Here is a 22809-nt window from a genome sequence, read left to right as displayed (position 1 = left end):
ATGCACTTGCTGTTCTGGAGCGGTCGACAACTGCGCCGCATCGCAATTGTCCTGGTGTGTCTGGGCCTGCTTGCCGTTGTATTGGGTATGGGTCTGGTCGAAGGTCTGATGCGAGCCGCGGAACAGGACCCGGCACGGGCCCAGCGCTGGCTCAGCCTGCAGGCGCATCAACCGATTCACTTTCGCTCGATTCAGGGGCGCTGGACGCGTGGCGGCCCAGTGCTGGATGTTCAGGGTTTAGAGGTCGGTGATGCCGATCGCGCACTGGCGCTGGGCAATGCGGAGCTGCTGCTGTCCATGTATCGCGGATGGCTGCCCGGCGAGGCCTTCTCACAGCTGCGGGTACGGGGCTTGTCCGTGCATCTGTTCCGTGCCGATGACGGGCGCTGGGACGTACTGGGACTGGCCAGAAATAACACGCCACAGGCAGACCCCCTGAATGCGCTGTCGCGCTTGGGTGAGCTGCAGATTCTTGATGCGCAACTGCGCGTGCAGGCTCCGTCTCTGGGCATCGACATGCGGTTTCCGAGATCGCATCTGCGTCTGCGCAGCAACGAACGCAATCTGCAGGCCGGCCTGCAGTCATGGGCGGGCGGAAACATCGGGAAACCGGTTGCCGCTGCCCTGCATTACGATCGCCGCAAACGGCAGGGGACCTTGTGGATGTCTGCACCGGACGCGCAGGCCAGTGACTGGGCGCCGCTGCTGCGCTTTGGTGACTTGCGAGTGGAGTCCGGTCATGGTGACTTAAGCGGCTGGTTTGATCTTGCAGATCAGCAGGTGCGTCGCGTCACCGTTGAAGCGGATTTGCGCTTACTGGGATTGCGCAATACTGCGGCCGGCAGCGCGATGCAGCAGTTGGATCGGCTGCAGGTTTTAGGCCGCTGGCAACGCCGCGGCGCCGTCTGGTCCATTGATGTGCCGCAGCTGCAGGTGGTGCGCAACGGGTTGCGCAGTGACATGGGCGATCTGTCTCTGGACTTGGGCCCGCAGTGGGTGCGCGTGCAGGCAAGACACATCAACGGCGGCATGCTGGCGCCGGTCGCGGGACTGTTGCCCTGGCTTCCGGAGCGCCTTCGCCAGTATCTGCAGCAGTCTGAATTGAGTGGCACTTTGTCCGATGTCGCGTTTGAGCGGCGTAACGGCCGGATCCTTAAATTAGGCGGTGCAGCGCGTGACGTGAGCGTGGCGGCGACTGCCGGGTTCCCCGGAATCGAGAAGTTGAACGCTTCGGTCTCCGGCAATCATGGCCAGTGGGCGATTCGATTCTCCGGCGGTGCGCCAATGCGCTGGATCCAGCCGACACGCTTTGGCGAGCCGCTGACGTTGCGCCCCAAGGGCACGGTGAGTGTCGTGCGCAAGGGTGACGGATTTGCCTTCGCCAGTAGCGATCTGCAGCTGGTAGTCGAGGGCATTAGCGCACAGGTGCAAGGTCAAGTGCATTGGCCTACGACTGGGGGTAAGAAACCGACGTTGAATCTGCAGGTGCAGTCGGACCGGGTGCCACTTTCCGCTGTGCGTAAGTTGCTGCCGCAGGATCGTCTGCCACCGCCGGCGCTGCATTGGTTACAGCAGGCGTTTCTCGATGGCGCGGCTCGTCAGGTCGATGCAAGTTTCCGCGGCAACCTAGGGGATTGGCCGTTCGCCGGGCAAGCGGGGATGGGGCTGCAGGTGCGCGCACGCATTGATTCGGCGACGATTCAGTTCGCCCCGGGCTGGCCGGCAGCGACGCAGGTGAACGGTAACGCCACCTTTAGCAACGACGGGTTTCAGGTGCGCGGCACGGGGCGGGTGGATCAAATTCGCGTCGGAGATCTACGGGCCGAAATCGATCACTATCGTGGCGGCCTGCTCAAGGTGCGCGCAGGGTCGGTTGGCGATGCGAGCGCGGCAATGTCAATGTTGGCCAAGAGCCCGATTGCAAAGAACGATCTGGCAACGTTTGCGAATCTGAAACTGCGTGGACCGGTACGTTCCGGCTTTGCGCTCGACTTGCCGCTACGCCGCAGCACCCAGCTTGAGATCCACGGGTTTGCCGAACTGCAGAATGTGACGGCAACGGATCCGCGCTACAAGCTGACCCTGGATAACCTGCGCGGTCGCGGTGAGTACGATCGCTTTGGATTTGTGGCGCCGCGGCTGCAGGGCAAGCGACGCGGACAGTCGGCTGAGCTTGCCGTTCGCGTTGGGCCGCAGCACGTAACAACCGATGGCAATCTGGTCGAAGTGGCGCTCGCAACGGCCGTAGAACCATCGGCGATTGACGAATACACGCGCTCGTTGGACTGGCTAAAGCCCTATGTATCGGGCTCCTCGAAGTGGACGGCGCAATTCAGTCTGCCCAGTCAGCGCGCAGGGCCAAAGCCGGCAGTACTGGAACTGCACTCTGATCTGGTCGGCACCCATGTCAGTTTGCCGGAGCCGCTCTACAAGCCGTCGAACATTGCGCTGCCCACCACCATTGAAATTCCGATGCCGGCGGGTCAGCACGAGATGCGAATTCGTCTGGGCGACCGTGCGGCCATGCGCGTGCTGGCCAAAGAAAAGACCGCGCCGCGCGTGCAGGTGCTGCTGGGATCGAACCGACCCTCGAGTGCTGCTCTGCTTCCGGGGTTAACTGTCGAAGGCACGGCCGACCGCCTATCCGCGCTGGATTGGATCGCAGTGACCCGTGGCTCGGACGGCGGCGGATCCGGCAAGGGTGAAAGCCTGCGCTTGAATCGGATTGATGTGCTGGGCCGCAATCTGTTTCTGTTCGGCGGCAATTTCCGCAACACCCGCATTCAGTTGCAGCCCGTGTCCGACGGTGCCGTTCGGATCCTGGCAACGGGTCCGCAGTTGCAGGGGCAGGTGTCCGTGCCGGCCCGCTCGGCTGAAGCCATTCGTGGACAGTTTGCTTTAGTGCACTATGCCAATGATGGCCTAAGTGAAACGGCTGCCAATCGCACCTTGAATCCCGTTGCTGCGATCGGCAAGGCCGGACAGTCGGCGTATAGCGCCGCGGTGGCGTTGACCAATCCGGCCAATATTCCCCCGCTGATGTTCAATGCGCAGCGCCTGCAGATCGGCAGCGTGGCGCTGGGCACAGCGCAGTTCGAATCGGTACCAACGGCCAACGGCCTGCAGGTTACGCGCATGCATGTGCGGAATCCGGCGTTTGCGGTCGGCGGTCGCGGGCAGTGGACGCAGGTGGGCCGCCAGCAGCACACGGCCATCTCCGCACGACTGACCACTCCCAATGCCGGCCGAGCACTAGCGGTGTTCGGAGCGCCCGATCGCGTTGAGAACGGTTCGGGCAACGTGGATCTGGATCTGTCCTGGAACGGCGGACCGCAGGAGTTTGCGTTGCCGCAACTGCGTGGCAGCCTGCGCCTGGATGTGCGGGAAGGACGCATCCCCGAAGTCGAACCGGGCGTCGGTCGCGTTCTGGGTCTGTTGAGCATTGCCGAGTTGCCGCGCCGGCTGACGCTGGATTTCCGCGATTTCTTTGGCAAGGGCTTGAGCTTTAACCGTGTCAGCGGCGCAGTGCTGGTCGCGAACGGTCAGGCCACTGCGCAGGATCTGGTGATCGATGCATCCGCTGCGAACATCCGTATCGAAGGCACCAGCGATTTGCAGAGTGAGCGTTTCAATCAGCTGGTCACGGTCGAGCCGCGCGCCGGTGGCCTTCTGACTGCGATCGGTGCAGTTGCCGGTGGTCCCGTCGGTGCCGCCGTCGGTGCCGTTGCCAATGCCGTGCTGCAAAAGCCGATCGGAGCGATGGCCACCAAGCGCTATCGCGTGACCGGCCCCTGGACCGCGCCAAAAACCGAAGTACTCAGCGCTGGAAAGCCCTGATTCGGCCCCCATATACTGAAACAGAACCGTAAATTTGGAGTGGTACTTGAGCGAACTCGTCTGGGCGCAGGCCCAACAGCAGTTATTGTTGCCGACCGGACTGGAACTGCACAGTCTGGACCGAGCCCTCGGTGCCGCCCAAGGTCCGGGTATTGATTTCGCCGATCTGTATTTTCAGTACTCGCGCCGCGAGAGCTGGTCCTTGGAGGATGGCATCGTCAAGGATGCCTCGCATGCCATCGATCAGGGCGTCGGCGTGCGTGCAATCAGCGGCGAGAAAACCGGTTTTTCATACACCGAAGATTTGCGCGAGGCGACGCTGACCGAAGCCGCCCAAGCTGCCCGTGCCATTGTGCGCGATGGTCGCCGGCTCGCACCGCATGCACTGGGTGCGCCACGCGTCGGGACGCTGTATCCCGCGCTGGATCCGGTCGACTCCTTGGACAACGCCGACAAGGTGGCATTGCTGCAATCCATCGACCGCCTGATTCGTGCGGCGGATCCGGCGGTGCGCCAGGTGTCCCTGAGTCTGATTGCAGCGCTGGACACCGTGCTGATCGCCCGCAGTGACGGCGTGTTGGCGGCGGACGTACGGCCGATGGTGCGCTTCAATGCGCAGGTGGTGGTTGAGCGCAATGGACGTCGCGAGAGCGGCTATACCGGTGGTGGCGGCCGCTACGATTACCGCGAGCTGCTCGAGGGCGGCAAGCCCGAGCATTGGGCGCGCGAGGCACTGCGGCAGGCACTGGTTAATCTCGATGCGATTCCGGCACCGGCGGGCGTGATGCCGGTCGTGCTCGGCAACGGCTGGAACGGCGTGCTGCTGCACGAGGCCGTAGGCCACGGCCTCGAGGGGGACTTTAACCGCAAGGGCACATCGACATACGCCGGCCGCATGGGACAGCAGGTTGCATCCAAGGGCGTCACGATCGTGGACAACGGTGCGATGGCTAAACGTCGCGGTTCGCTCAATGTCGATGACGAAGGCACACCCACGCAGGAAACGGTGCTGATCGAGGACGGCAAACTGGTGGGCTACATGCAGGACACCTTGAACGCGCGTCTGATGGGCATGCAGCCGACCGGTAACGGCCGCCGCGAGTCGTTCGCGCATATGACGCTGCCGCGCATGACCAACACCTACATGCTGGCAGGTCAGGACGATCCGCAGGACATGATCAAGTCCGTCAAACGCGGTCTGTACGCGGTCAATTTCGGCGGTGGCCAGGTGGACATCACCAACGGCAAGTATGTGTTCTCGTCGACCGAGGCCTATCTGATCGAGGACGGCAAGATCACGGCGCCGGTCAAGGGCGCCACATTAATCGGCAACGGTCCGCAGACTATGCAGCAAGTGCGCATGGTCGGTCACGATCTCGCCTTGGATGAAGGTGTAGGCGTGTGCGGCAAAGACGGTCAATCGGTGCCGGTCGGTGTGGGGCAGCCGTCGTTGCTGATTGACGGACTGACCGTCGGCGGCACTCAGGCCTGATCGTTGTCGTGCGCGTCGAATTCCTGATCTCCGTCGTCATCTTCGGTCTGCGAACCGTCGTCGGTATCGCTCGCCAGCAAGGTGCGCAGTTCGCGGAACAGTTCGCGGAACGCGCGCGGCGGTTTGTTGCGTTTGCGTTCTTCGAGCGTGTTGCGGACCAGGGTGCGAAGGCTCTGCCGGTCGGCCTGCGGATACAGGCTGAGCAGCTCGGTCAGCGCATCGTCATTTTCATCGAGCAGGCGTTCGCGCCATTGCTCGACACGATGCAGTTGCGCCGCTTCCAGACGCGCGGCTTCGCCGTCCTCGTCCAGCGCATCGCGCAGGCGATCAATCACTTCGTCGTCCAGACGCCGCATTTGTTTAGCCAGAAACGCCAGCTGGCGTTTGTGCGCAATGTGCGACTTGATCCGCTGCGTGTCCTCGATCACCGGCATCAGGTCGTCGGGGATCGGCAACTTGGACAGCTGGGTGCGGCTCATGGCCACCAGCACCTCACACAGTTCGAGCACATCGAGCGCTTCACGCCGTTTGGCACTGCGGCTCTGACCAAGATATTCGCCGGTTTCGGGATCAATTCCACGCACGAGTTCGGTTCCGTTTCTTTAATACGACAGCAATTAGGATAATCCATTGACGCTTTTCGATACCCGTGACTTTGCATATGCCGCTCCGGACGGCAGTGAGGCGCGTGCCGCACTGGCACGTCTGGCGCCCGTGGTGGACCGTCTGCTCGAGGATGCGCGCTCGCAGGGCGCCGATGCGGCCGAGGTCGGTTGCAGCGAATCCGACGGCCTCAACGTCGGCATCCGTCTGGGCGAGGTCGAGACGCTGGAGCGCAACCGCGACCGTTCCGTAGCCATTACGGTCTATCGCGATGGCCGTAAGGGTAGTGCCAGCACCGCCGACCTGAGCGATGCCAGCCTCACCGCCACGGTCCGTCAGGCCCTTGCCATTGCCGCCTACACCGAGGTCGATCCCGAATCCGGCCTGGCCGATCGTGAGTGGCTGGCGACGACGCCGCAGGACTTTGATCTCTGGCACCCGTGGGATATCAGCGTCGAGCAGGCTATCGATCAGGCCATTGCGTGTGAGGCCGCCGGACGCTCGGTATCCGCTGAGATTCGCAACAGCGAAGGTGCTTCCGTAGCGACCGGTAGCGGCGTCTCGCTGTACGGCAATTCGCACGGTTTCCGCGGTGCTTCTGCGGGCACCCATCACAGCATCGGCTGCGCATTCATTGCGGGAGAGGGTGAGTTGATGCAGCGCGAAGGCTGGTACGACTTCCGGATCCGCGGCGACGAGCTTGAGGATCCGGAGTCGATTGGCCGTCACGCCGCCGAACGCGCCTTGTCGCGTCTGAATCCGCAGTCCATTCCCACCGGTCAATATCCGATTCTGTTCGATCGCGAAATGGCGCGCGGTCTGATTGGCCATCTGCTCGGCGCTTTGAGTGGCGGTGCGCAATATCGTAAGACGAGTTTTCTGACGGACTCGATTGGTGAATCCGTATTGCCGGAGTGGGTGTCGCTGACCGAGGACCCGTATCGCCTTCGCGGATTGAATTCGGCATGGTTCGATGGCGATGGCGTGGCGACGCAGGCGACGGACATCATTACTGACGGTCGCGTTGCGCGTTATCTGCTGGGCACGTATTCGGCACGTAAGCTCGGTCTGCAGTCCACCGGCAATGCCGGTGGCTCGCATAACCTGCAGATCAGCACGAATGCCAACGATCGCAATGAATTGCTGTCACGTATGGGTACCGGAGTACTGGTCACGCAGCTGATGGGGCAGGGCGTCAACGGCATCACCGGAGATTACTCACGTGGTGCGTCGGGTTTCTGGGTGGAGAACGGTGAGATTCAATATCCGGTCGATGGCATCACCATTGCCGGCAATCTGCGGGACATGTACGCACGTATTGTCGGTATCGGCGCCGATATCGATCATCGCAGCCAGCATCGTATCGGCAGCATTCTGGTCGAAAACATGACGGTCGCCGGCAGCTGAATCCGATCCTGAATCATCCGCTCGTCACTGTCACTTCCGGCCTATTGCGAACTGCGCAATAGAGTCCAAAATAGAACTGTAGTCCCCGTTTAACCGAGAATCTGCCATGAATACGCAATACAGTGACATGCCTTACGCTGTTTCCGAGTCCGAAAAGCATTGGGCCGCCGCCACCCATTGGGGCGGAGCGTTGTTGGCATTTCTGACTGCCTGGATGGTCGGCGTGGCCGGCTTTGTGGTGCCGCTGGGCATCCAGCTCACGATGGGCCGCAGCTCAACCTTTATCTCGCAACATGCCAAGGAGTCGATGAACTTCAACCTGAGCATGTTTATCTACGCTGTGGTCGGTGTGATCATCGGCATCGTGCTGCTGGGAACGTCGGTGCTGACTTTAGGTCTGGGCCTGATTCTGACCTTGCCGGCCGGCTTCATTCTGCTGCTTGGCTACTGTGCGCTGGCGCTGACTTGGCTGGTGTGCTCCATTATCGGCACGCTTCGCGCCTACGAAGGCCGTGAGTACCACTATCCGGTCACGATGCGTCTGATTCGCTGATCAGTGCCTGCGGCGGACCGCCAGGTCTGCCAGGGCGCGCAAGGGCAAGGCGTTGGTTCCGAACGGGGCCAGCGCCTTTTCCATTTCAGCCAGTAGCAATTGCAGCTGATCCTTGGAGGCTTGCAGCCCCAACACGCTGACGAATGTCGACTTGTCTTGCGCTGCATCCTTACCGGCGGTCTTGCCTAGGGTAGAGGCATCGCCTTCGACATCGAGAATGTCATCCTGAATTTGAAAAGCCAGGCCGAGCGCCGTGCTATATCGGCTGAGAGCCTCTCGTTGCTCGCTGGTGGCGCCCGCGACGACGGCGCCGAGTTCGACCGCCGCATGGATCAGTGCGCCCGTCTTGAGCGCGTGGAGGCGTTTTAGGGCATCCAGTCCGATCCGTTGGCCGGTGGCGTCCATGTCCAGAGCCTGACCGCCGCACATGCCATTGGCACCCGATGCGGTGGCCAGGATGCGTAGCGTCTCGACGGTGGTAGTGGCGGGCCAGGCGGCCTTCGCCAAGGTTTCGAAGGCTAGGGTCTGCAATGCATCGCCGGTCAGTACCGCGGTGGCCTCGTCAAAGGCGACGTGCACGGTGGGTTGGCCGCGACGCAAGGCATCGTCATCCATGCACGGCAGGTCGTCGTGCACTAGCGAATAGGCGTGCACCAGCTCAACCGCTGCGGCGGCGGCATCGCAGGACTCGGTATCGAACTCGTCGGATGCAATGGCATAGGCGGCTGCGTAGACCAGCAGCGGTCGCATGCGCTTGCCACCGAGCAGTACCGCATGATGCATGGCCTTGTGCAGGTTCTGCGGGGCGAGTGTGGTATCCGGCAGCGCCGCAGTCAGCGCCTGATCAGCGCGTGCGCGCCAACCTTCGAGCTGCGTTTGCATTTTGGCTTCAGTCACGATCGGGGAGCGCGGTGCTGAGGTCCGGATTGGACGGGTCATTGAGCTGACGCACGCGCAGTTGCGCAGCCTCTAACGCGCTCTGGCACTGGCGGAACAGCGCAATTCCCTGCTCGTAGGATTTCAATGACTCCTCGAGCGAGAGTTCACCGCTTTCCATGCGCGAAACGAGGGCCTCAAGGTCGTGCAGAGCGCTCTCGAACTGCGCCACTTTGTTGTCGGAATCAGTCATTGGTCTAGTTTAAATCATGCGGCTGCCAGCTCACCGTGATCTCGTGTTCACGATGTGCCCGTTCATAAGCCTCTGAGCTTGCGATGTGGCCGATCCACCAGAGTGTGCCTTCGACATCGCTGATTAGCGGCAATCGCTGACGTGCCCAGGGCGGGACTTCGCTGGTATTCAAGATGTCTTTGACGGTGTGGCTATGGCTGCGCCCGGGCTGCTGAATGCGTTCTCCGCCGCGCCGCGGGTGCAGATGCAGGATCAGTGTCTCCGGACTGGGGTTGCTGACCTGCAAGCGCCCGAGCAGGGTAAACGTTTCATCCAAGCTGCCGCCGGGTGGGATCTGCACCTTGATCGGACAAGTCCAATCGGGCAACTCGTGCGTCACATGCAGATGGTCGCGCCAGTAACGCAGCGTGTAGCCATCACCTTGCAGGGCAAACTCGCTATCGGGCCGCGGAGCGCGAATCAGGCGGTCGAGTTCGCCATAAGCCGTTTCGGGTAACGGTGCCAGGCCCATCGTACGCAGGTGTCGCCGCAGGGCGTGGTGGCGATCGGGCGCAGAGGCATCGGTCGCCAGACGCAACGGATGCAAAGACCCTTGCGCTTGGCGATGCAGAAAGGTGTCGAGGGCATCCGCATCGTGGGCGGCCAGTTCGGCGGAACGCGCCAGTCGCTGCGTCGCTGCAGGCCAGCGACTCTGCAGCAACGGAACGATCTGTTGACGCAGAAAATTGCGGTCGAAGCGCAAATCGCTGTTGCTCGGATCCTCAATCCAGTGCAAACCATGCTCGAGAGCGTAGCGCTGCAGGTCGTTGCGTGTGCAAGTTAGCAGTGGACGCCACAAGCGGACGCCGCGAACTTGTGCATGTCGGCGCATGGCTCCCAGTCCCTGCGCCGAGGAACCGCGCAAGGCCCGCAGCAGAAACGTCTCGGCCTGGTCATCCTGGTGATGGGCGAGGGCAATGGTCGCAGCGGGTACGGCATGGGCGAAGGCGGCTAGGCGTGCATGACGCGCAGCCGCCTCGATGCCGTCGGTCGAAGCCTGTAGTGCCTGCGCGTCGAGCCTGACGATATGCAACGGAACCCCGAGCGCATCGCAAGTCTGCTGACAGTGCGCGGCCCATGCATCGGCCTGTGGCTGCAAGCCATGATGGCAATGGATGGCCTCAAACGGTAGCTGCAGACGCTGCAGCCAGTGCAGCAGCACAGTCGAATCCCGGCCGCCGCTGTATCCGACAGCTAGCGCCGAGGGCACATCCGCGGGAATGTTATTCGTAAGCACCGTAGGAACGAAGCCGTGCGTAGCGGCGTTCCAGCAGCTCGTTGATGGACAGCGACTGCAGGGCATCGAGCTCATTGAGCAGCACGGTGCGCAGTCGACCGGCCATTTGGCGCGGATTGCGATGTGCGCCGCCGGTGGGCTCACGCACGATTTTGTCGATCAGTCCGAGCGATTTCAGGCGGTCGGCGGTCAGGCCCAGTTGTTCGGCCGCGTCCTTGGCTTTGTCGGCAGTCTTCCACAGAATGGAAGCACAGCCCTCGGGCGAGATGACCGAGTAGGTCGAATATTCGAGCATGATGGTGCGGTCCCCGACACCGATGGCCAGCGCACCGCCCGAACCGCCTTCGCCAATGACCGTGCAGACAATCGGCACGCGCAGTTCGCTCATTTCCATGAGGTTGCGGGCAATTGCTTCGGACTGGCCGCGCTCCTCGGCATCGATTCCGGGCCAGGCGCCGGCAGTGTCAATGAACGTCAGGATCGGCAGGCCCATACGCTCTGCGAGCTTCATGATGCGCAGCGCTTTGCGATAACCCTCGGGCTTGGGCATGCCGAAGTTGCGGCGGACCTTGGCCTTGGTATCGCGACCTTTTTCATGACCGATAATGGCAACGGGACGGCCCTTGATCCGACCGATACCGGCGACGATGGCACGGTCGTTAGCAAACGCGCGGTCACCGGCCAGCTCCTGGAATTCATCGCACATGGCTTCGATGTAGTCGAGTGTGTACGGGCGCGACGGATGACGCGCCAGTTGCGCCACTTGCCACGGCGTCAGATCGCGGAAGATCTGTGCGGTGCGCTTGCGCATTTTATCCTGCAGGGCGTGCAACTCCGCATCGACATTGACGCTAGCACCGCCCAGAGCGGCTTGGCGCAAATCGTTGATCTTGGTTTCCAGGTCGGCGATGGGCCGTTCAAAATCCAGATACTGCAAGGGGTTGTTCCTTGGATGTCAGACCGATCATTTTAACCCGTTCGGCCGATCCGTACCGCTCAATCCCAGGGCCTATCGAAACGAAGGCGGAGTCGGCGCACACCGGGCTGCGCGCGCAGTTGTTCTGCAGTGGCGCGGTCGAGCGCAATGCCCTGCGTACCGGCCTGATCTACGACGCCGCGCGTGCCATCGGCCAGATGCAGATCCCAGCGTAACGCCACCGGTCCGTTGCGATGTGCACGCAACATATCGTTCAGACTGTTGACGTCGGCTGCGCCCAGATCCACGCTCAATTGCGCATGGCGGGCGTAACGCGCAAAGAACAGATCAAAATCCCAGGCCTGTTTGGCGCGGAAATTCAGACCGCCGTTAAAGCGATCTTCGTTCAGGCTGCCTTGGATCAGCAGTGGCCTGTCACGCGTTAGCAAATGCGCGAATTCCGCCGCGGCATCGTTAAAGAACAGCACTTCGATGACGCCGTGCCCATCTTCGAGTTTGACGATCTGCTGGCGGTCGCCGCGGTTGCGCACTTCCATCACCATGCCGGCAATCACCATGTCAATGCCGCGCGAGAAGCCGTTGCTGTTGGTGCTTGCAGTCCGTGCAATCCACAGCGATTCGAGATTGCCCAGATGGCGACCAAGCAGCGGGATCGCATCCAGCGCTGCATCATCGAACGGGTGACCGGACTGGTAATGTCCGAGTTGCGCAAACTCCCGTTGCAGCAATTGCGATTTGGGCAGCTCCGGCAACGACAAGGTCGGGATGTGCAGATCGGGTGTCGTACCGCCGCCACCGAACAGACCTTGCTGTCCGCTCGATTTTTCGTGCAGCCACTGGTCGAGTGCTTTCGCGGCCGATGGCCACAGGCCTAACAGCGATGCTCTCGTGTCAGCCAAGCCATCGAGCGCACCGGCATTGACCAGCGCTTCGAAGGTGTTGCGTGAGATCCGCGACTCGGCCAGACGCTGCAGGAAATCCGCCAGATCACGGAATGGGCCTGCGGCGGAGCGGGCCGCCGAGATCGCATCGCAAATGCCCTGACCGACGCCCTTAATCGCACCGAGACCGTAACGGATCGTGCGCGGATCGAGTGCGTCAAAACGGTAGTTCGAAGCGTTGACGTGGGGCGGCTGAACGTCCAGCTCCAGAGCGGCACATTCGCGCAGGAAGTTGACCACCTTGTCGGTGCTGTCCATATCCGAAGACAGCGTGGCCGCCATAAAGTCAGCCGGGTAATGAACCTTTAACCAGGCAGTCTGATACGCCACCAGCGAATACGCGGCGGCGTGCGATTTGTTGAAGCCGTAGCCTGCAAACTTTTCGAGCAGGTCAAAGATCGGTCCGGACTGGCGCGGCTCAATACCGTGATGCTCCAAGGCACCGGCTTCGAACTTGGCCCGTTCCTTGACCATTTCTTCGGGCTTTTTCTTGCCCATTGCACGACGCAGAATGTCGGCACCACCCAGTGAATAACCGGCCAGTATCTGCGCGGTCTGCATCACCTGTTCCTGGTACACCACCACGCCGTATGTCGGCGCGAGTACGGGCTCCAGCAATGCGTGAGGATATTCGATGGCTTCTTCACCGTGCTTACGTGCCACGAAGCTGGGGATCAGATCCATCGGGCCCGGCCGATACAGCGACACGAGCGCGATGAGATCTTCGAAGGTATCGGGTTTGGCCTGCACCAGCATCTTACGCATGCCGGGCGATTCGAACTGGAACACTGCCACGGTCTGGCCGCGGGCAAACAGGCGATACGTCGGTGCGTCGGTCAGTTCCAGCAACGCGATATCGAGCAGCGGCTCCTTGGCTGCAGCACGACGGCGATTGATGGACTTGACCGCCCAGTCGATGATCGTTAGCGTGCGCAGGCCGAGGAAGTCGAACTTGACCAGACCCACGGCTTCGACGTCGTCCTTATCGAATTGGGTGACCGGATTGCGGCCGAGACTGCCTTCGTCATGCTCGGCGTAGAGCGGGCAGAAGTCCGACAGCGGTGAGGGTGCGATGACCACACCACCGGCGTGCTTGCCGGCGTTGCGGGTTAGATCCTCAAGCTCCATCGCCAGATCAAGATGATCTCGGACGTCGTCCTCATCGTCGTAGCGCTGGCGGAGTTCTTCGGACTTGTTTTCCAGCAGTTTTTTGCGCTTTTCCGGATCGCGTTCGGAATCGGCACTCAGGCCCAGTGCGTCCGGCAGGCCAATGCCAAGCACGTTGGGAATGAGTTTGGAGATGCCATCGACTACGGGGAAGGGATGGCCAAGCACACGACCGGTATCGCGCACTGCAGCCTTGGCGGCCATGGTGCCGTAGGTGATGATCTGCGACACCCGATCGCGACCGTACTTGCGCGACACGTATTCGATGACTTCGTCACGGCGGTCCATGCAGAAGTCAATGTCGAAGTCGGGCATCGAAACGCGTTCGGGATTGAGGAAGCGTTCGAACAGAAGATCGTAGGGCAGCGGATCGAGATCGGTAATGCCCAGCGCCCAAGCCACCAGCGAGCCGGCACCCGAACCACGGCCCGGTCCCACCGGAATGCCGTGATCTTTGGACCAGTTGATAAAGTCGGCCACGATCAGAAAGTAGCCCGGGAAATCCATGCGGATGATCACATCCAGCTCGGTTTCCAGACGGGCATCGTAATCTTCGCGGGTCTTGCCCCGCGCCAGCGGTTGACGCTCTAAACGTGCCTGCAAGCCTTCGCGTGCCTGCCGGCGCAACCACGACTCGACGGTCTGGTCATCGGGCACCGGAAACGCGGGGAGCGACACCTTGCCCAATGACAGATGCACGTTGCAGGCCTGCGCCAGAGCGACCGAATTGGCAATGGCGTCGGGCGCATCCTCGAACAATGCCGCCATGGCATCGCCATCTTTCAGGTATTGCTCGGGTGTGAACAGTTTTGGGCGACGCGGATCGGCCAGCACGTGCTTGGTCGCGATACAGACGCGCGCCTCGTGAGCCTCGAATCCGTCGGCATCCAGGAACTCTACGGCGTTGGTGGCAACGACCGGAATGCCGCGACGGCCGGAGGCATGCAGCGCAAACGGATTGAAGTGCGCATCGTCGGCGTGACCGCAGCGGGACAGTGCCAGAAACAGATCATCGCCGAATTCGGTCTGCCAGTCGGCAAGCCAGGCCAGAGCGAGCTCGTCCTTGCCATCGTGCAGCAGCTTGGCGCCCGGCGACTGACGACCGGCCAGCAGGAATAAACCGTTGCGGTCGGCGCGCAACCATTCGGGGCGCAGAACGACACCGTCGGTGCGGTGGCCTTCCATCCACATCCGAGTGATCAGGCGCGATAGTGTCAGATAGCCCTGGTGATTGCGGCACAGCAGGGTCAGGCGCGAAGCGGGTTCGTTGCCGTTGGCGACATCGAGCTCGGCGCCGAGAATCGGTTTGATGCCCGCACTATCGGCCGCGCGGTAGAACTTAACCGCAGCGAAGAGGTTGTTGACATCGGTGATCGCCAGGGCCGGCTGACCCAGGGCTGCCGCTCTTGCGACCAGCGGTTTGATCCGCACCGTCGAATCGACGAGCGAGTATTCGCTATGGACGTTGAGGTGAACGAACGGCGTCATGACGGCTGCAGCGGCGGAAGCGTTCAGGGTAACAGGTCGGCTTGCGCGGGGGCAGTCTTGACAAGCTCAGGAAGCAGAGCGCGCACCGGTCCAAAGCTGCGGCGATGCCGGTCGCATGGGCCAAATTGGCGCAGGGCCTGCAAATGGGCGGGGGTCGGGTAGCCCTTGTGCACTTCGAAGCCGTATTGGGGATACTGCAGCGCCAACTCGCACATTAGGCGGTCGCGCGTTACTTTGGCCAGAATCGAGGCGGCCATGATCGCGGGTTCAGTTGCATCGCCCTTGACGATGGCTCGGCTCGACGCCGGCATGTCGGTCGGGACGCGGTTGCCGTCGATTAGGCACTCCGTCAGCGGGCGGTTCAACCGGACTGCGGACTCGCGCATGCCCCATAGCGTGGCCTGCAGAATGTTGTGCTGATCGATGAACTCGGGCTCGACGATGACGACGCTATAGGCGGCCGCGCATTCGATGATGCGGTCATAGAGCCGATCGCGCGTGGACGCTTTGAGCTGTTTCGAGTCGTTCAAACCGTCGATCGGGCGGTCCGGATCCAGGATCACCGCACTCACGACCACCGGGCCGGCAAGAGGGCCGCGACCGGCTTCGTCAATGCCCGCAATCATGCCGTCAAACCGGTCAGTTCAAGGACCGATTCGGCCGCTCGGGAGGCGGCATCACGCCTTAGCTGCTGATGCAGCGCCGTCAGAGTCGGTAGTACGTTGCGTTCAAAGTCCGATGTGGAGGCCAGCGCCCGGCGCAGCTCCTGCGCGATTAATTCAGGCGTGCAGCGGTCCTGCATCAGCTCAGGGATCAGTTGGCGGCCGGCAAGAACGTTCGGCAGGGAATACACATCGGTTTTGAGCATGCCAAACATTTTGACGATGGCATAGGTGACGGGCGAGATGCGATGTGCAACAACCATTGGGCGCTTGGCCATCATTGCTTCGAGGGCGGCGGTGCCGGACGCAAGCACGGTGGCATCGGCGGCGGTCAGCACTTCCTGTGCGTGGCGCGTATACACGTGCAGTGCCGGCTGCAGCAGTTCCCGATCGGGATGGGCGGCGAGCAGTGCCTCCCACTTATGCTCGATGGCGGGTGTGGCTAGCGGGACCGCAATCAGCAACTGCGGATTCTCGCGTAGCAGCAGAGCGGCAGCGGACAGAAAGGTCGGCGCCAGCATGCGCAGTTCGGAGCCGCGCGAGCCGGGCAACATGCCCAGTACGGTGGCATCGGGCGGCAAGTTCAAGGCGGAACGTGCAGCAGTGACTTGCGGCTCCAGCGGCATCTGATCGGCCAGCGGGTGGCCGACGAAGACCGCATCAACGCCATGGCGCGCGTAGATCGCGGGTTCCATCGGAAACAGACACAGGACGCGGTCAGCGGATTCGCCGATCTTCTCGGCACGTTGTTCGCGCCAAGCCCAGACCGAAGGGCTGATGAAATGAATGGTGCGCACGCCGCGTTGCTTGAGCCAGCGTTCCACACCCAAGTTAAAGTCGGGCGCATCAACGCCAATCATCACATCGGGCTGCCAGGCCAGAATTCGCTCACGGATTTGCCGACGAAGGCGCAACAGCCGCGGCAGGTGGCGTAGCACTTCGCTCAGGCCCATTACGGCCAGTTCTTCGGCATCGGCCCAGCACTGCATACCGGCCGATGCCAGATGCGGCCCGCCGATCCCGGCAAATTCGGCGTCCGGATGTCGGCGGCGCAATTCAGCGAGCAAGGCGGCGCCCAGCACATCCCCGGAACTCTCGCCCGCAATGAGGGCGATGCGCAGCGGGCGGTGTGAAGTGCTCACCGCAGCAATGGGCGTTGCGCGCTGTCCAGGAAGTCCAGCAGCAGTTTCAGATCGGAGTTACCGGTCTCGGTCTGCAGCGTCGCAATGATTTCGCGCGCATCGCTGAGGGTGGCGCCGGAAACAAACAGGCTACGGTAGGCGCGCTTGATCAGTGCGATGCGTTCGGCATCAAAGCCACGGCGCTTGAGGCCCTCGGCATTGATTCCGCGCGGTCGGGAGTAGGACTCCTGCGCAACGATCACAAACGGCGGCACATCGCCATTGACGAAGGCGCCCATGCCAATGAAGGCATGATCGCCAATGCGGCAGAACTGATGCACACCGGCAAAACCCGACAGGATGACGTGATTGCCAATCTCGACATGGCCCGCCAACGTCGCGTTGTTGGAAAACACACAGTCATCACCGACGATACAGTCGTGCGCGACATGCACATAGGCCAGGAACCAGTTGCGGTCGCCGATCCGCGTGATGCCACCGCCTTCGCCCGTTCCCCGATTGACGGTACAGAACTCGCGGAAACAGTTGCCGGCACCGATGACCAGTTCAACGCGTTCGCCCTTGTATTTCTTATCCTGCGGATCGCTGCCGATGGAGCAGTGACCGGCAAAGGTGTTGTCGGGTCCGATGCGGGTCGGCCCCGTAATCGTGCAGTTGGGGCCGATGACACAGCGGTCACCGATTTCGACCTCATCACCAATGGTGCAGAACGGTCCGATGCGAACATCGGCGCCGATTTTTGCGCCCGGAGAGATGACGGCATTGGGATGAATGAGCGGTTCCATGTTTAGCTGGCGGCGGCACACAGCACGTCGGCCGAGGCGGCAAGTTCGCCGTCGACCATCGCCTTGCAGCTGTACAATGCCATATTACGGATGGTGCGGCTCAGCACGACCTCCATCTCCAGTTTGTCACCGGGTTGGACCATGCGCGAGAAACGCGCGTTGTCAATCTTGACCATGTAGAACAGCTGTTCCTGTCCGGCAATGTGGGTGCCGTTCTGCTGCGCCGTCAGCTGTGTAAGCAGGCCACCGCATTGGGCCATGGCCTCAACCACCAGCACGCCCGGCATGACCGGATGACCGGGAAAATGGCCCTGAAAAAACGGCTCGTTGTTGGAGACGTTCTTGTAGCCGCACAGGCGTTTGCCCGGTTCGAATTCGGTGACGCGATCCACCAGCAGGAACGGATAACGATGCGGCAGCAGGGTCTCAATCGTTTCGATCTTGACCGGTAGTTCAATGGTGGAAGGCGTTGTCATGCGGGTATTTCCTTGGCCGAGCCTGAGGTGAGCCGGCGTTTAGTCGCCCGAAGCGCCGCTCGACCTGACCAGTTGACCGAGTCGGCGCGCAAGGGCGTCGAGTTGCTTAAAACGAGCAGCGTTTTTGCGCCACTCGCGGTTTTCCATTAGCGGTGTGCCGGACGAGTATTCACCGGGCTCTCGGATGCTATGGGTCACCAGACTCTTGGAAGTCACAGTGACGCGATCTGCAACCGTAAGGTGACCGAGAATCCCGGCATTGCCGCCAATCAGACAGTATCGGCCAATCACCGCGCTACCCGCAACCGCCGAGCAGCCGGCCATGGCGGTGTGATCCCCGATTTGCACGTTATGTGCAATTTGAATCTGGTTGTCCAGACGCACATCGTTGCCGAGCACGGTATCGCCCATGGCGCCACGATCAATGGTGGTGTTGGCGCCGATTTCGCAATCATCGCCGATAACCACACCACCCAGTTGCGGCACATTGATCCATGCACCCTGATCCATTGCCAGGCCAAAGCCTGCGGCGCCAAGCACGGCACCCGGCAGAATCCGAACGCGCTTGCCGAGCCGTACCCGCAGCCACAATGTGACACGCGCCTGCAGCTCGCAGTCTTCGCCCACGTGGCAGTCGTCACCGATATAGCACTGCGCACCGATGCGCGCGCCTGCGGCCACCGTTGCACGAGCACCAATCACGACCTGCGGGCCGATCATTGCACCCGGATCGATCACGGCAGTCGGATCCACAACCGCGCTGGGATGGATACCGGCATCGAACGCCGCTACCGGCTCGAATAGGGCGGAGATGCGGGCAAACGCAGAGTAGGGATCTTTTGCAAAGAGTGCCGTGGCGCCGGCAGGCAGGCGGCCACTATCGGCTTGGCGCATGACGACGACGCCCGCCTTGGTGGTCTCCAGCTGGCCGGCGTACTTGCCGTTAGAAAGAAACGACAGGTCACCGGCCCCCGCGCGATCCAGCGGAGCAACGCCGGTGATCTCAATTAACCCGTTACCGCTAAGCTCCAGGCCAAAGCGGGCCGCCAGATCCGCAGCAGAGTGGAACCGCAAATCCGCTTTGCCTGCAGCCACCATGGTTTAGAAGTTGCCGCCGAACGTGAATTGCAGACGTTCGATGTCGTCATCGTCTTCCTTGCGAATCGGCAGGGCATACGAGATCGAAATCGGTCCCATCGGCGAACGCCACATCATGGCCACACCGGTGGAGGCACGGAGCTTGCCGGCATCGAAATCATCGAACTTGGGATAGACGTTACCGAAGTCGACGAAGGCCGAGAAACGGGCCGACGGTGAATCCAGCAGGGACGGGAAGAACGCTTCGATTGAACCGACCGTCTTGAACGCGCCGCCCAGTGGCTGCAGGTACGTCGAACCGACATAGGCAGGAGCGCGTGGGCCCAGCGTGTTGTCAGTGAAGCCGCGAACCGACGACGCACCACCGGCATAGAAGTTCTCGAAGAACGGCAGTCCCGATGCGGTCACGCTCTTAACGTAACCGGCGGCCTGCGGGGTGCAGGTGTCGCTGTACGGCTGACACAAGTCACGGGTGATGTCGTCGCTGTAGCTGTCGCCATAGCCCAGTTCAGCACGTGTATTGATCACGAGATGGCGCGAAATCGGCCAGAAACGGTTGATGGTGTAGTTAAGCTTGAAGTACTCGACCGTGGAGCCGGGTAACGTGGCTTCGAGCCAAATCCGTTGCGATGTGCCGGCCGTTGGCATCAGAGCGTGGTTGAGCGTATTACGACCCCAGCCCAGCTCGGCGCGCCAGCTGTGGAAGGTACGCTGGCCGACTGCATTGATGTAATCGGTGATGATCTGCGGGGTATACCCGTCAAGCGTGTTGACCTGATTGGAGTCAATACCGAACAGACCGGTAATCGAATCGGTCTCGGTCAGCGGCACGCTGAGCACGGTCTGCGCCGCATAGCTCTTGGTCGAGTATTGCGCGGTGTTGAACGAGGACGAATCGTAATCGCGGTACCAGACGTTGTAGCCCAGCGAGACACCGGTATCGGTGAAGTACGGATTGGTGAAGGAGAAGTCGAAGCGGCGCTCATACGAACTGCGCTGCGCCTGGACCGCCATGCGGTTACCGGTCCCCAGGAAGTTATTCTGCGACAGCTGGACCGACGTCGTCAGGCCCGACAGCTGCGAATAGCCGAGGCCGAACATGAACTGGCCGGACTGAGTCTCCTTGACGGAATAGACGACATCAACCTGATCGGTGGTGCCGGCAACTTCTTTGTTTTCGACATTGACTTCATCGAAGAAGCCCAGGCCTTGCAGACGCAACTTGGAACGGTCGATAGCCGCCTGCGAGTACCAGGTTCCTTCGAACTGGCGCATTTCGCGACGCAACACCTCGTCGGAAGTGCGGTCGTTGCCCTTAAAGACGACGCGACGAACCATCATGCGCGGGCCCGGCGAGACCTTGAGATTGATGGCAACTGTTTTGTTTTCGCGATCTACCTGCGGCTCGGGCGTGACCTGTGCCGACGAATAGCCGATGTTGCCGAGTTGAGCGGTGATGGCATCTTGCGTCAGTTCCAGCAGACGGCGCGAGAAAATCGTGCCCTTGCGCAGGAACAGGTATTTTTCGACCTCTTCCTTAGGAAGGATGGTGTCGCCGCTGATACTGATGTCGCTGATCTTGTACTGCTCGCCCTCGACGATGCCGGCGGTGATGTACATCTGCTGACGGTCAGGGCTGATGCTGACTTGCGGCGAGTCGACGGCGACATCAATATAGCCGCGGTCGAGATAGAAGTTGTTGAGCTTTTCCAGATCGCCGGAAAGCTTTTCACGCGAGTACTGATCGTCGCGGCTGTACCAGCTCTTCCAGGAGCTCGTGCGCGATTCCCATTCCTTGGTCAGCAACTTGTCCGAGAACAGATCGTTGCCCACCAGGTTGATGTGCCTGATGCGCGCGGCTTTGCCCTCTTTAACGGTGATCAGCAGGTCGACACGGTTGCGATCGAGCTTGGTGACCGTAGGGGTCACTTCGACGTTGTATTTGCCGCGGTTGTTGTACTGGCGGGTCAGTTCCTGCGTTACGCGGTCCAGAGCCAGACGGTCGAGGGTACCGCCCTCGGACAGGCCGATATCGCTCAGGCCCTTGGTCAGCTCTTCGGTCTTGATGTCCTTATTGCCGGCCAGCGTCAACTTATTGATCGAAGGCCGTTCGACCACCGTGACCACCAGGATCGAGCCTTGGCGGTCAATGTTGATCGACTCAAAGAAGCCGGTCTTGTACAGGGCTTTGATGGCGTCGCCGGCCTTGTTCTGATCGGCCATGTCGCCACGGCGAATTGGCAGGTACGTGAACACGGTGCCGGGAGTAATGCGCTGCAGACCGTCGACACGGATGTCCGTAACCTGGAAGGCGTCGGCACCCAAGGCGGTGGTGGTATCAGCGGCCGCCGAAGTGGGGCTGAGGATATCCATGGTCTGTGCGTAGGCGGGCGCCGAAAGGGAGGCTAGCGCGCCGCAAATGGCAACAGAGAGCAGGTGGCGGCTGGTGGTTCGCGTCATCAGTGGGTCCGGTAAAAGCAAGGCAGTTAGTAGATCAGCGGAAGTTGTTAACGAAGTCATTAAAGAACGCCAGCCCCATCAGGCTGAAGATCAGTGCCAAGCCAACGGCATTGCCGAGGCGTTGGATTCGCTCATGAACCGGGCTTCCTTTGACCCATTCGATAAGGTAATACAGCAAGTGGCCGCCATCCAAGACCGGGATCGGCAGCAGATTCAGGATCGCTACACTTAAGGACAGCAAGGCCAATAGTTTAAGGTATTGCGCCGCACCCGACTGGGCGACGGCATTGCTGACCCTGGCGGTAGTGACCGGGCCGGCCACGGTTAAGTTCAATTCGAGCTTGCCGGTAAAGGCTTTGTAGGCCATGTCACCCATCATTCGGGTGGCAGCCCAGGTATCTCGCAGGGCCTTTGGAACCGCTGTAAGCGGGTTCAGGCGCCGCACGCCGTCGGCCTTCGGGGCCTGTGTAACAGCTTGAATCCCGAGCTTTGGCGTGGCCGAGTCCGGCGTGCGCAGCAGGGCCAGGTCGACCGACTTGCGGAGTCCGTCACGCTCGATCGCCGCGGAAACGGTAGTGGCAGTCGCCGGAAGAGTGCGCAGCACCGGCGCCAGCTCGTGCCAGTACCGCACCGGCACACCGTTCAGTTGCAGTAGGCGGTCACCGGCCTGCAGGCGACTCTGATTGGGTGATTGCGCGGGCAGGACGCCAATGACTGCAGGAACGAGCTCATGCGCCAGCGGGAAGCGGTAGGCGTTGAACGCCTCGACCGTAGACGCAGTGCGCGGCAGTTTGGAATAGGGCAATGTCGCGCTGCGCTGTGAGCCATCGGCGCCCTCGACGCGCAGCAAGGCATCGCGCCGGTCAATCGCCGCAGAGAGCAGTTCGGTGTTGAGTGTTTCGGCATCGGCGACTGTTTGGCCATCGACCGCTGTTACCACATCGCCTGTGCGAAGCCCCATGGATTGGAGTGCTGCTGATGCTTCGCCGACTTTGGCCGCATAGAACGGGGTGCCAATGATCGCAACTAGCCAGAACAGCACCACGGTCAGCACGATATTGGCGCCGGGTCCGGCCGCAACCACCGCCATTCGACGGCCGACAGATTGGCGGTCAAAGGCGCGCGACCAGTTCGAAGGGTCCACATCGCCTTCGCGCGTGTCCGTCATTTTGACGTAGCCGCCCAACGGAATGGCAGCGACCTGAAACTCGGTGCCGTGGCGATCGGTGCGCGAAAACAGGCGCGGGCCAAAGCCGAGCGAGAAGCGCGTCACCTGGACGCCGACCCAACGGGCAACCTGAAAATGACCGAACTCGTGGAAACCCACGATTACGGACATAGTCACTAACAGCCAGA

The 22809-nt window shown here is 61.5% G+C and carries 17 protein-coding genes; 4 read left to right on the top strand and 13 right to left on the bottom strand.

Features of this window, described 5'->3' with window-relative positions; translation table 11 throughout:
• Together V3390_RS08860 and tldD are read left to right on the top strand one after the other, a co-directional pair.
• Entirely contained in the window at positions 1 to 3837 is a 3837-nt protein-coding gene (locus V3390_RS08860; RefSeq protein WP_331704132.1) for a YhdP family protein, read from the top strand.
• A 46-nt stretch (positions 3838 to 3883) separates the two neighbouring features.
• Entirely contained in the window at positions 3884 to 5329 is a 1446-nt protein-coding gene (tldD, locus tag V3390_RS08855; protein ID WP_331688947.1) for a metalloprotease TldD, read from the top strand.
• Here the strand turns inward: tldD and yjgA are convergent.
• Positions 5320 to 5913, bottom strand: a complete 594-nt coding sequence (yjgA, locus tag V3390_RS08850) for a ribosome biogenesis factor YjgA (protein WP_331688946.1) — start codon at positions 5911 to 5913, stop codon at positions 5320 to 5322. The two genes, tldD and yjgA, sit on opposite strands and share 10 nt — an antisense overlap.
• 112 nt (positions 5914 to 6025) lie before the next feature.
• Between yjgA and pmbA the strand changes: the two genes are divergently transcribed.
• Both pmbA and V3390_RS08840 read left to right on the top strand, forming a co-directional pair.
• Positions 6026 to 7339: a metalloprotease PmbA gene (gene pmbA / locus V3390_RS08845; protein ID WP_406805115.1), complete on the top strand. Its 1314-nt coding sequence runs from the start codon at positions 6026 to 6028 to the stop codon at positions 7337 to 7339.
• 106 nt (positions 7340 to 7445) lie between these two features.
• Positions 7446 to 7892, top strand: coding sequence for a DUF4870 domain-containing protein (locus V3390_RS08840; RefSeq protein WP_331688944.1), 447 nt, complete (start codon positions 7446 to 7448; stop codon positions 7890 to 7892).
• Here the strand turns inward: V3390_RS08840 and V3390_RS08835 are convergent, their stop codons facing one another.
• Genes V3390_RS08835 through rseP form a run of 12 tightly spaced genes read right to left on the bottom strand, consistent with a single transcriptional unit; the run spans position 7893 to position 22792 of the window.
• On the bottom strand, positions 7893 to 8774 hold the full coding sequence (locus V3390_RS08835; protein WP_331704349.1) for a polyprenyl synthetase family protein: 882 nt from the start codon (positions 8772 to 8774) through the stop codon (positions 7893 to 7895).
• Positions 8775 to 8781: 7 nt separating this feature from the next.
• The gene (locus V3390_RS08830; protein WP_331688943.1) at positions 8782 to 9021 is read right to left on the bottom strand and encodes an exodeoxyribonuclease VII small subunit; all 240 of its coding nucleotides are present in this window, start codon (positions 9019 to 9021) and stop codon (positions 8782 to 8784) included.
• Positions 9022 to 9025: 4 nt separating this feature from the next.
• Entirely contained in the window at positions 9026 to 10363 is a 1338-nt protein-coding gene (tilS, locus tag V3390_RS08825) for a tRNA lysidine(34) synthetase TilS (RefSeq protein WP_331704348.1), read from the bottom strand.
• Positions 10284 to 11234, bottom strand: a complete 951-nt coding sequence (locus V3390_RS08820) for an acetyl-CoA carboxylase carboxyltransferase subunit alpha (protein ID WP_331688941.1) — start codon at positions 11232 to 11234, stop codon at positions 10284 to 10286. Before V3390_RS08820 ends, tilS begins: the two co-directional genes overlap by 80 nt.
• Positions 11235 to 11293: 59 nt before the next feature.
• Positions 11294 to 14830 carry a DNA polymerase III subunit alpha gene (dnaE, locus tag V3390_RS08815; RefSeq protein WP_331704131.1) on the bottom strand — a complete coding sequence of 1179 codons (3537 nt, stop codon included), beginning with the start codon at positions 14828 to 14830 and terminating at the stop codon, positions 11294 to 11296.
• A 23-nt stretch (positions 14831 to 14853) separates the two neighbouring features.
• A complete protein-coding gene (locus V3390_RS08810) occupies positions 14854 to 15456 on the bottom strand; it encodes a ribonuclease HII (protein ID WP_331688939.1) in 603 nt (200 codons plus the stop codon).
• The gene (lpxB, locus tag V3390_RS08805) at positions 15453 to 16634 is read right to left on the bottom strand and encodes a lipid-A-disaccharide synthase (RefSeq protein WP_331704130.1); all 1182 of its coding nucleotides are present in this window, start codon (positions 16632 to 16634) and stop codon (positions 15453 to 15455) included. The genes V3390_RS08810 and lpxB overlap by 4 nt, the downstream gene beginning before the upstream one ends.
• On the bottom strand, positions 16631 to 17419 hold the full coding sequence (lpxA, locus tag V3390_RS08800) for an acyl-ACP--UDP-N-acetylglucosamine O-acyltransferase (protein ID WP_331704129.1): 789 nt from the start codon (positions 17417 to 17419) through the stop codon (positions 16631 to 16633). Before lpxA ends, lpxB begins: the two co-directional genes overlap by 4 nt.
• 2 nt (positions 17420 to 17421) lie before the next feature.
• A complete protein-coding gene (fabZ, locus tag V3390_RS08795; RefSeq protein WP_331688936.1) occupies positions 17422 to 17895 on the bottom strand; it encodes a 3-hydroxyacyl-ACP dehydratase FabZ in 474 nt (157 codons plus the stop codon).
• Between the two features lie 39 nt (positions 17896 to 17934).
• A complete protein-coding gene (lpxD, locus tag V3390_RS08790; RefSeq protein ID WP_425493032.1) occupies positions 17935 to 18993 on the bottom strand; it encodes a UDP-3-O-(3-hydroxymyristoyl)glucosamine N-acyltransferase in 1059 nt (352 codons plus the stop codon).
• 3 nt (positions 18994 to 18996) lie between these two features.
• Positions 18997 to 21453: an outer membrane protein assembly factor BamA gene (bamA, locus tag V3390_RS08785; RefSeq protein ID WP_425493031.1), complete on the bottom strand. Its 2457-nt coding sequence runs from the start codon at positions 21451 to 21453 to the stop codon at positions 18997 to 18999.
• 34 nt (positions 21454 to 21487) lie between these two features.
• Positions 21488 to 22792 carry an RIP metalloprotease RseP gene (gene rseP, locus V3390_RS08780; RefSeq protein WP_331704128.1) on the bottom strand — a complete coding sequence of 435 codons (1305 nt, stop codon included), beginning with the start codon at positions 22790 to 22792 and terminating at the stop codon, positions 21488 to 21490.
• Between the last annotated feature and the right edge of the window lie 17 nt (positions 22793 to 22809).

Source organism: Aquilutibacter rugosus (assembly GCF_036541335.1).
GTDB classification, from domain to species: domain Bacteria; phylum Pseudomonadota; class Gammaproteobacteria; order Xanthomonadales; family Xanthomonadaceae; genus Aquilutibacter; species Aquilutibacter rugosus.
The sequence above is the reverse complement of the archived record's forward strand: the minus strand, read 5'-3'. Positions and strand labels throughout refer to the sequence as shown.

Bases quoted from the DNA above. Each gene is read 5' to 3' on its own strand.
- fabZ (WP_331688936.1), bottom strand. From the start codon at position 17,895: ATGACAACGCCTTCCACCATTGAACTACCGGTCAAGATCGAAACGATT.
- V3390_RS08830 (WP_331688943.1), bottom strand. From the start codon at position 9,021: ATGACTGATTCCGACAACAAAGTGGCGCAGTTCGAGAGCGCTCTGCAC.
- V3390_RS08835 (WP_331704349.1), bottom strand. From the start codon at position 8,774: ATGCAAACGCAGCTCGAAGGTTGGCGCGCACGCGCTGATCAGGCGCTG.
- V3390_RS08860 (WP_331704132.1), top strand. From the start codon at position 1: ATGCACTTGCTGTTCTGGAGCGGTCGACAACTGCGCCGCATCGCAATT.
- rseP (WP_331704128.1), bottom strand. From the start codon at position 22,792: ATGTCCGTAATCGTGGGTTTCCACGAGTTCGGTCATTTTCAGGTTGCC.
- lpxD (WP_425493032.1), bottom strand. From the start codon at position 18,993: ATGGTGGCTGCAGGCAAAGCGGATTTGCGGTTCCACTCTGCTGCGGAT.
- lpxA (WP_331704129.1), bottom strand. From the start codon at position 17,419: ATGGAACCGCTCATTCATCCCAATGCCGTCATCTCTCCGGGCGCAAAA.
- V3390_RS08810 (WP_331688939.1), bottom strand. From the start codon at position 15,456: ATGATTGCGGGCATTGACGAAGCCGGTCGCGGCCCTCTTGCCGGCCCG.
- dnaE (WP_331704131.1), bottom strand. From the start codon at position 14,830: ATGACGCCGTTCGTTCACCTCAACGTCCATAGCGAATACTCGCTCGTC.
- bamA (WP_425493031.1), bottom strand. From the start codon at position 21,453: ATGACGCGAACCACCAGCCGCCACCTGCTCTCTGTTGCCATTTGCGGC.
- V3390_RS08840 (WP_331688944.1), top strand. From the start codon at position 7,446: ATGAATACGCAATACAGTGACATGCCTTACGCTGTTTCCGAGTCCGAA.
- tilS (WP_331704348.1), bottom strand. From the start codon at position 10,363: ATGCCCTGCAGTCGCTGTCCATCAACGAGCTGCTGGAACGCCGCTACG.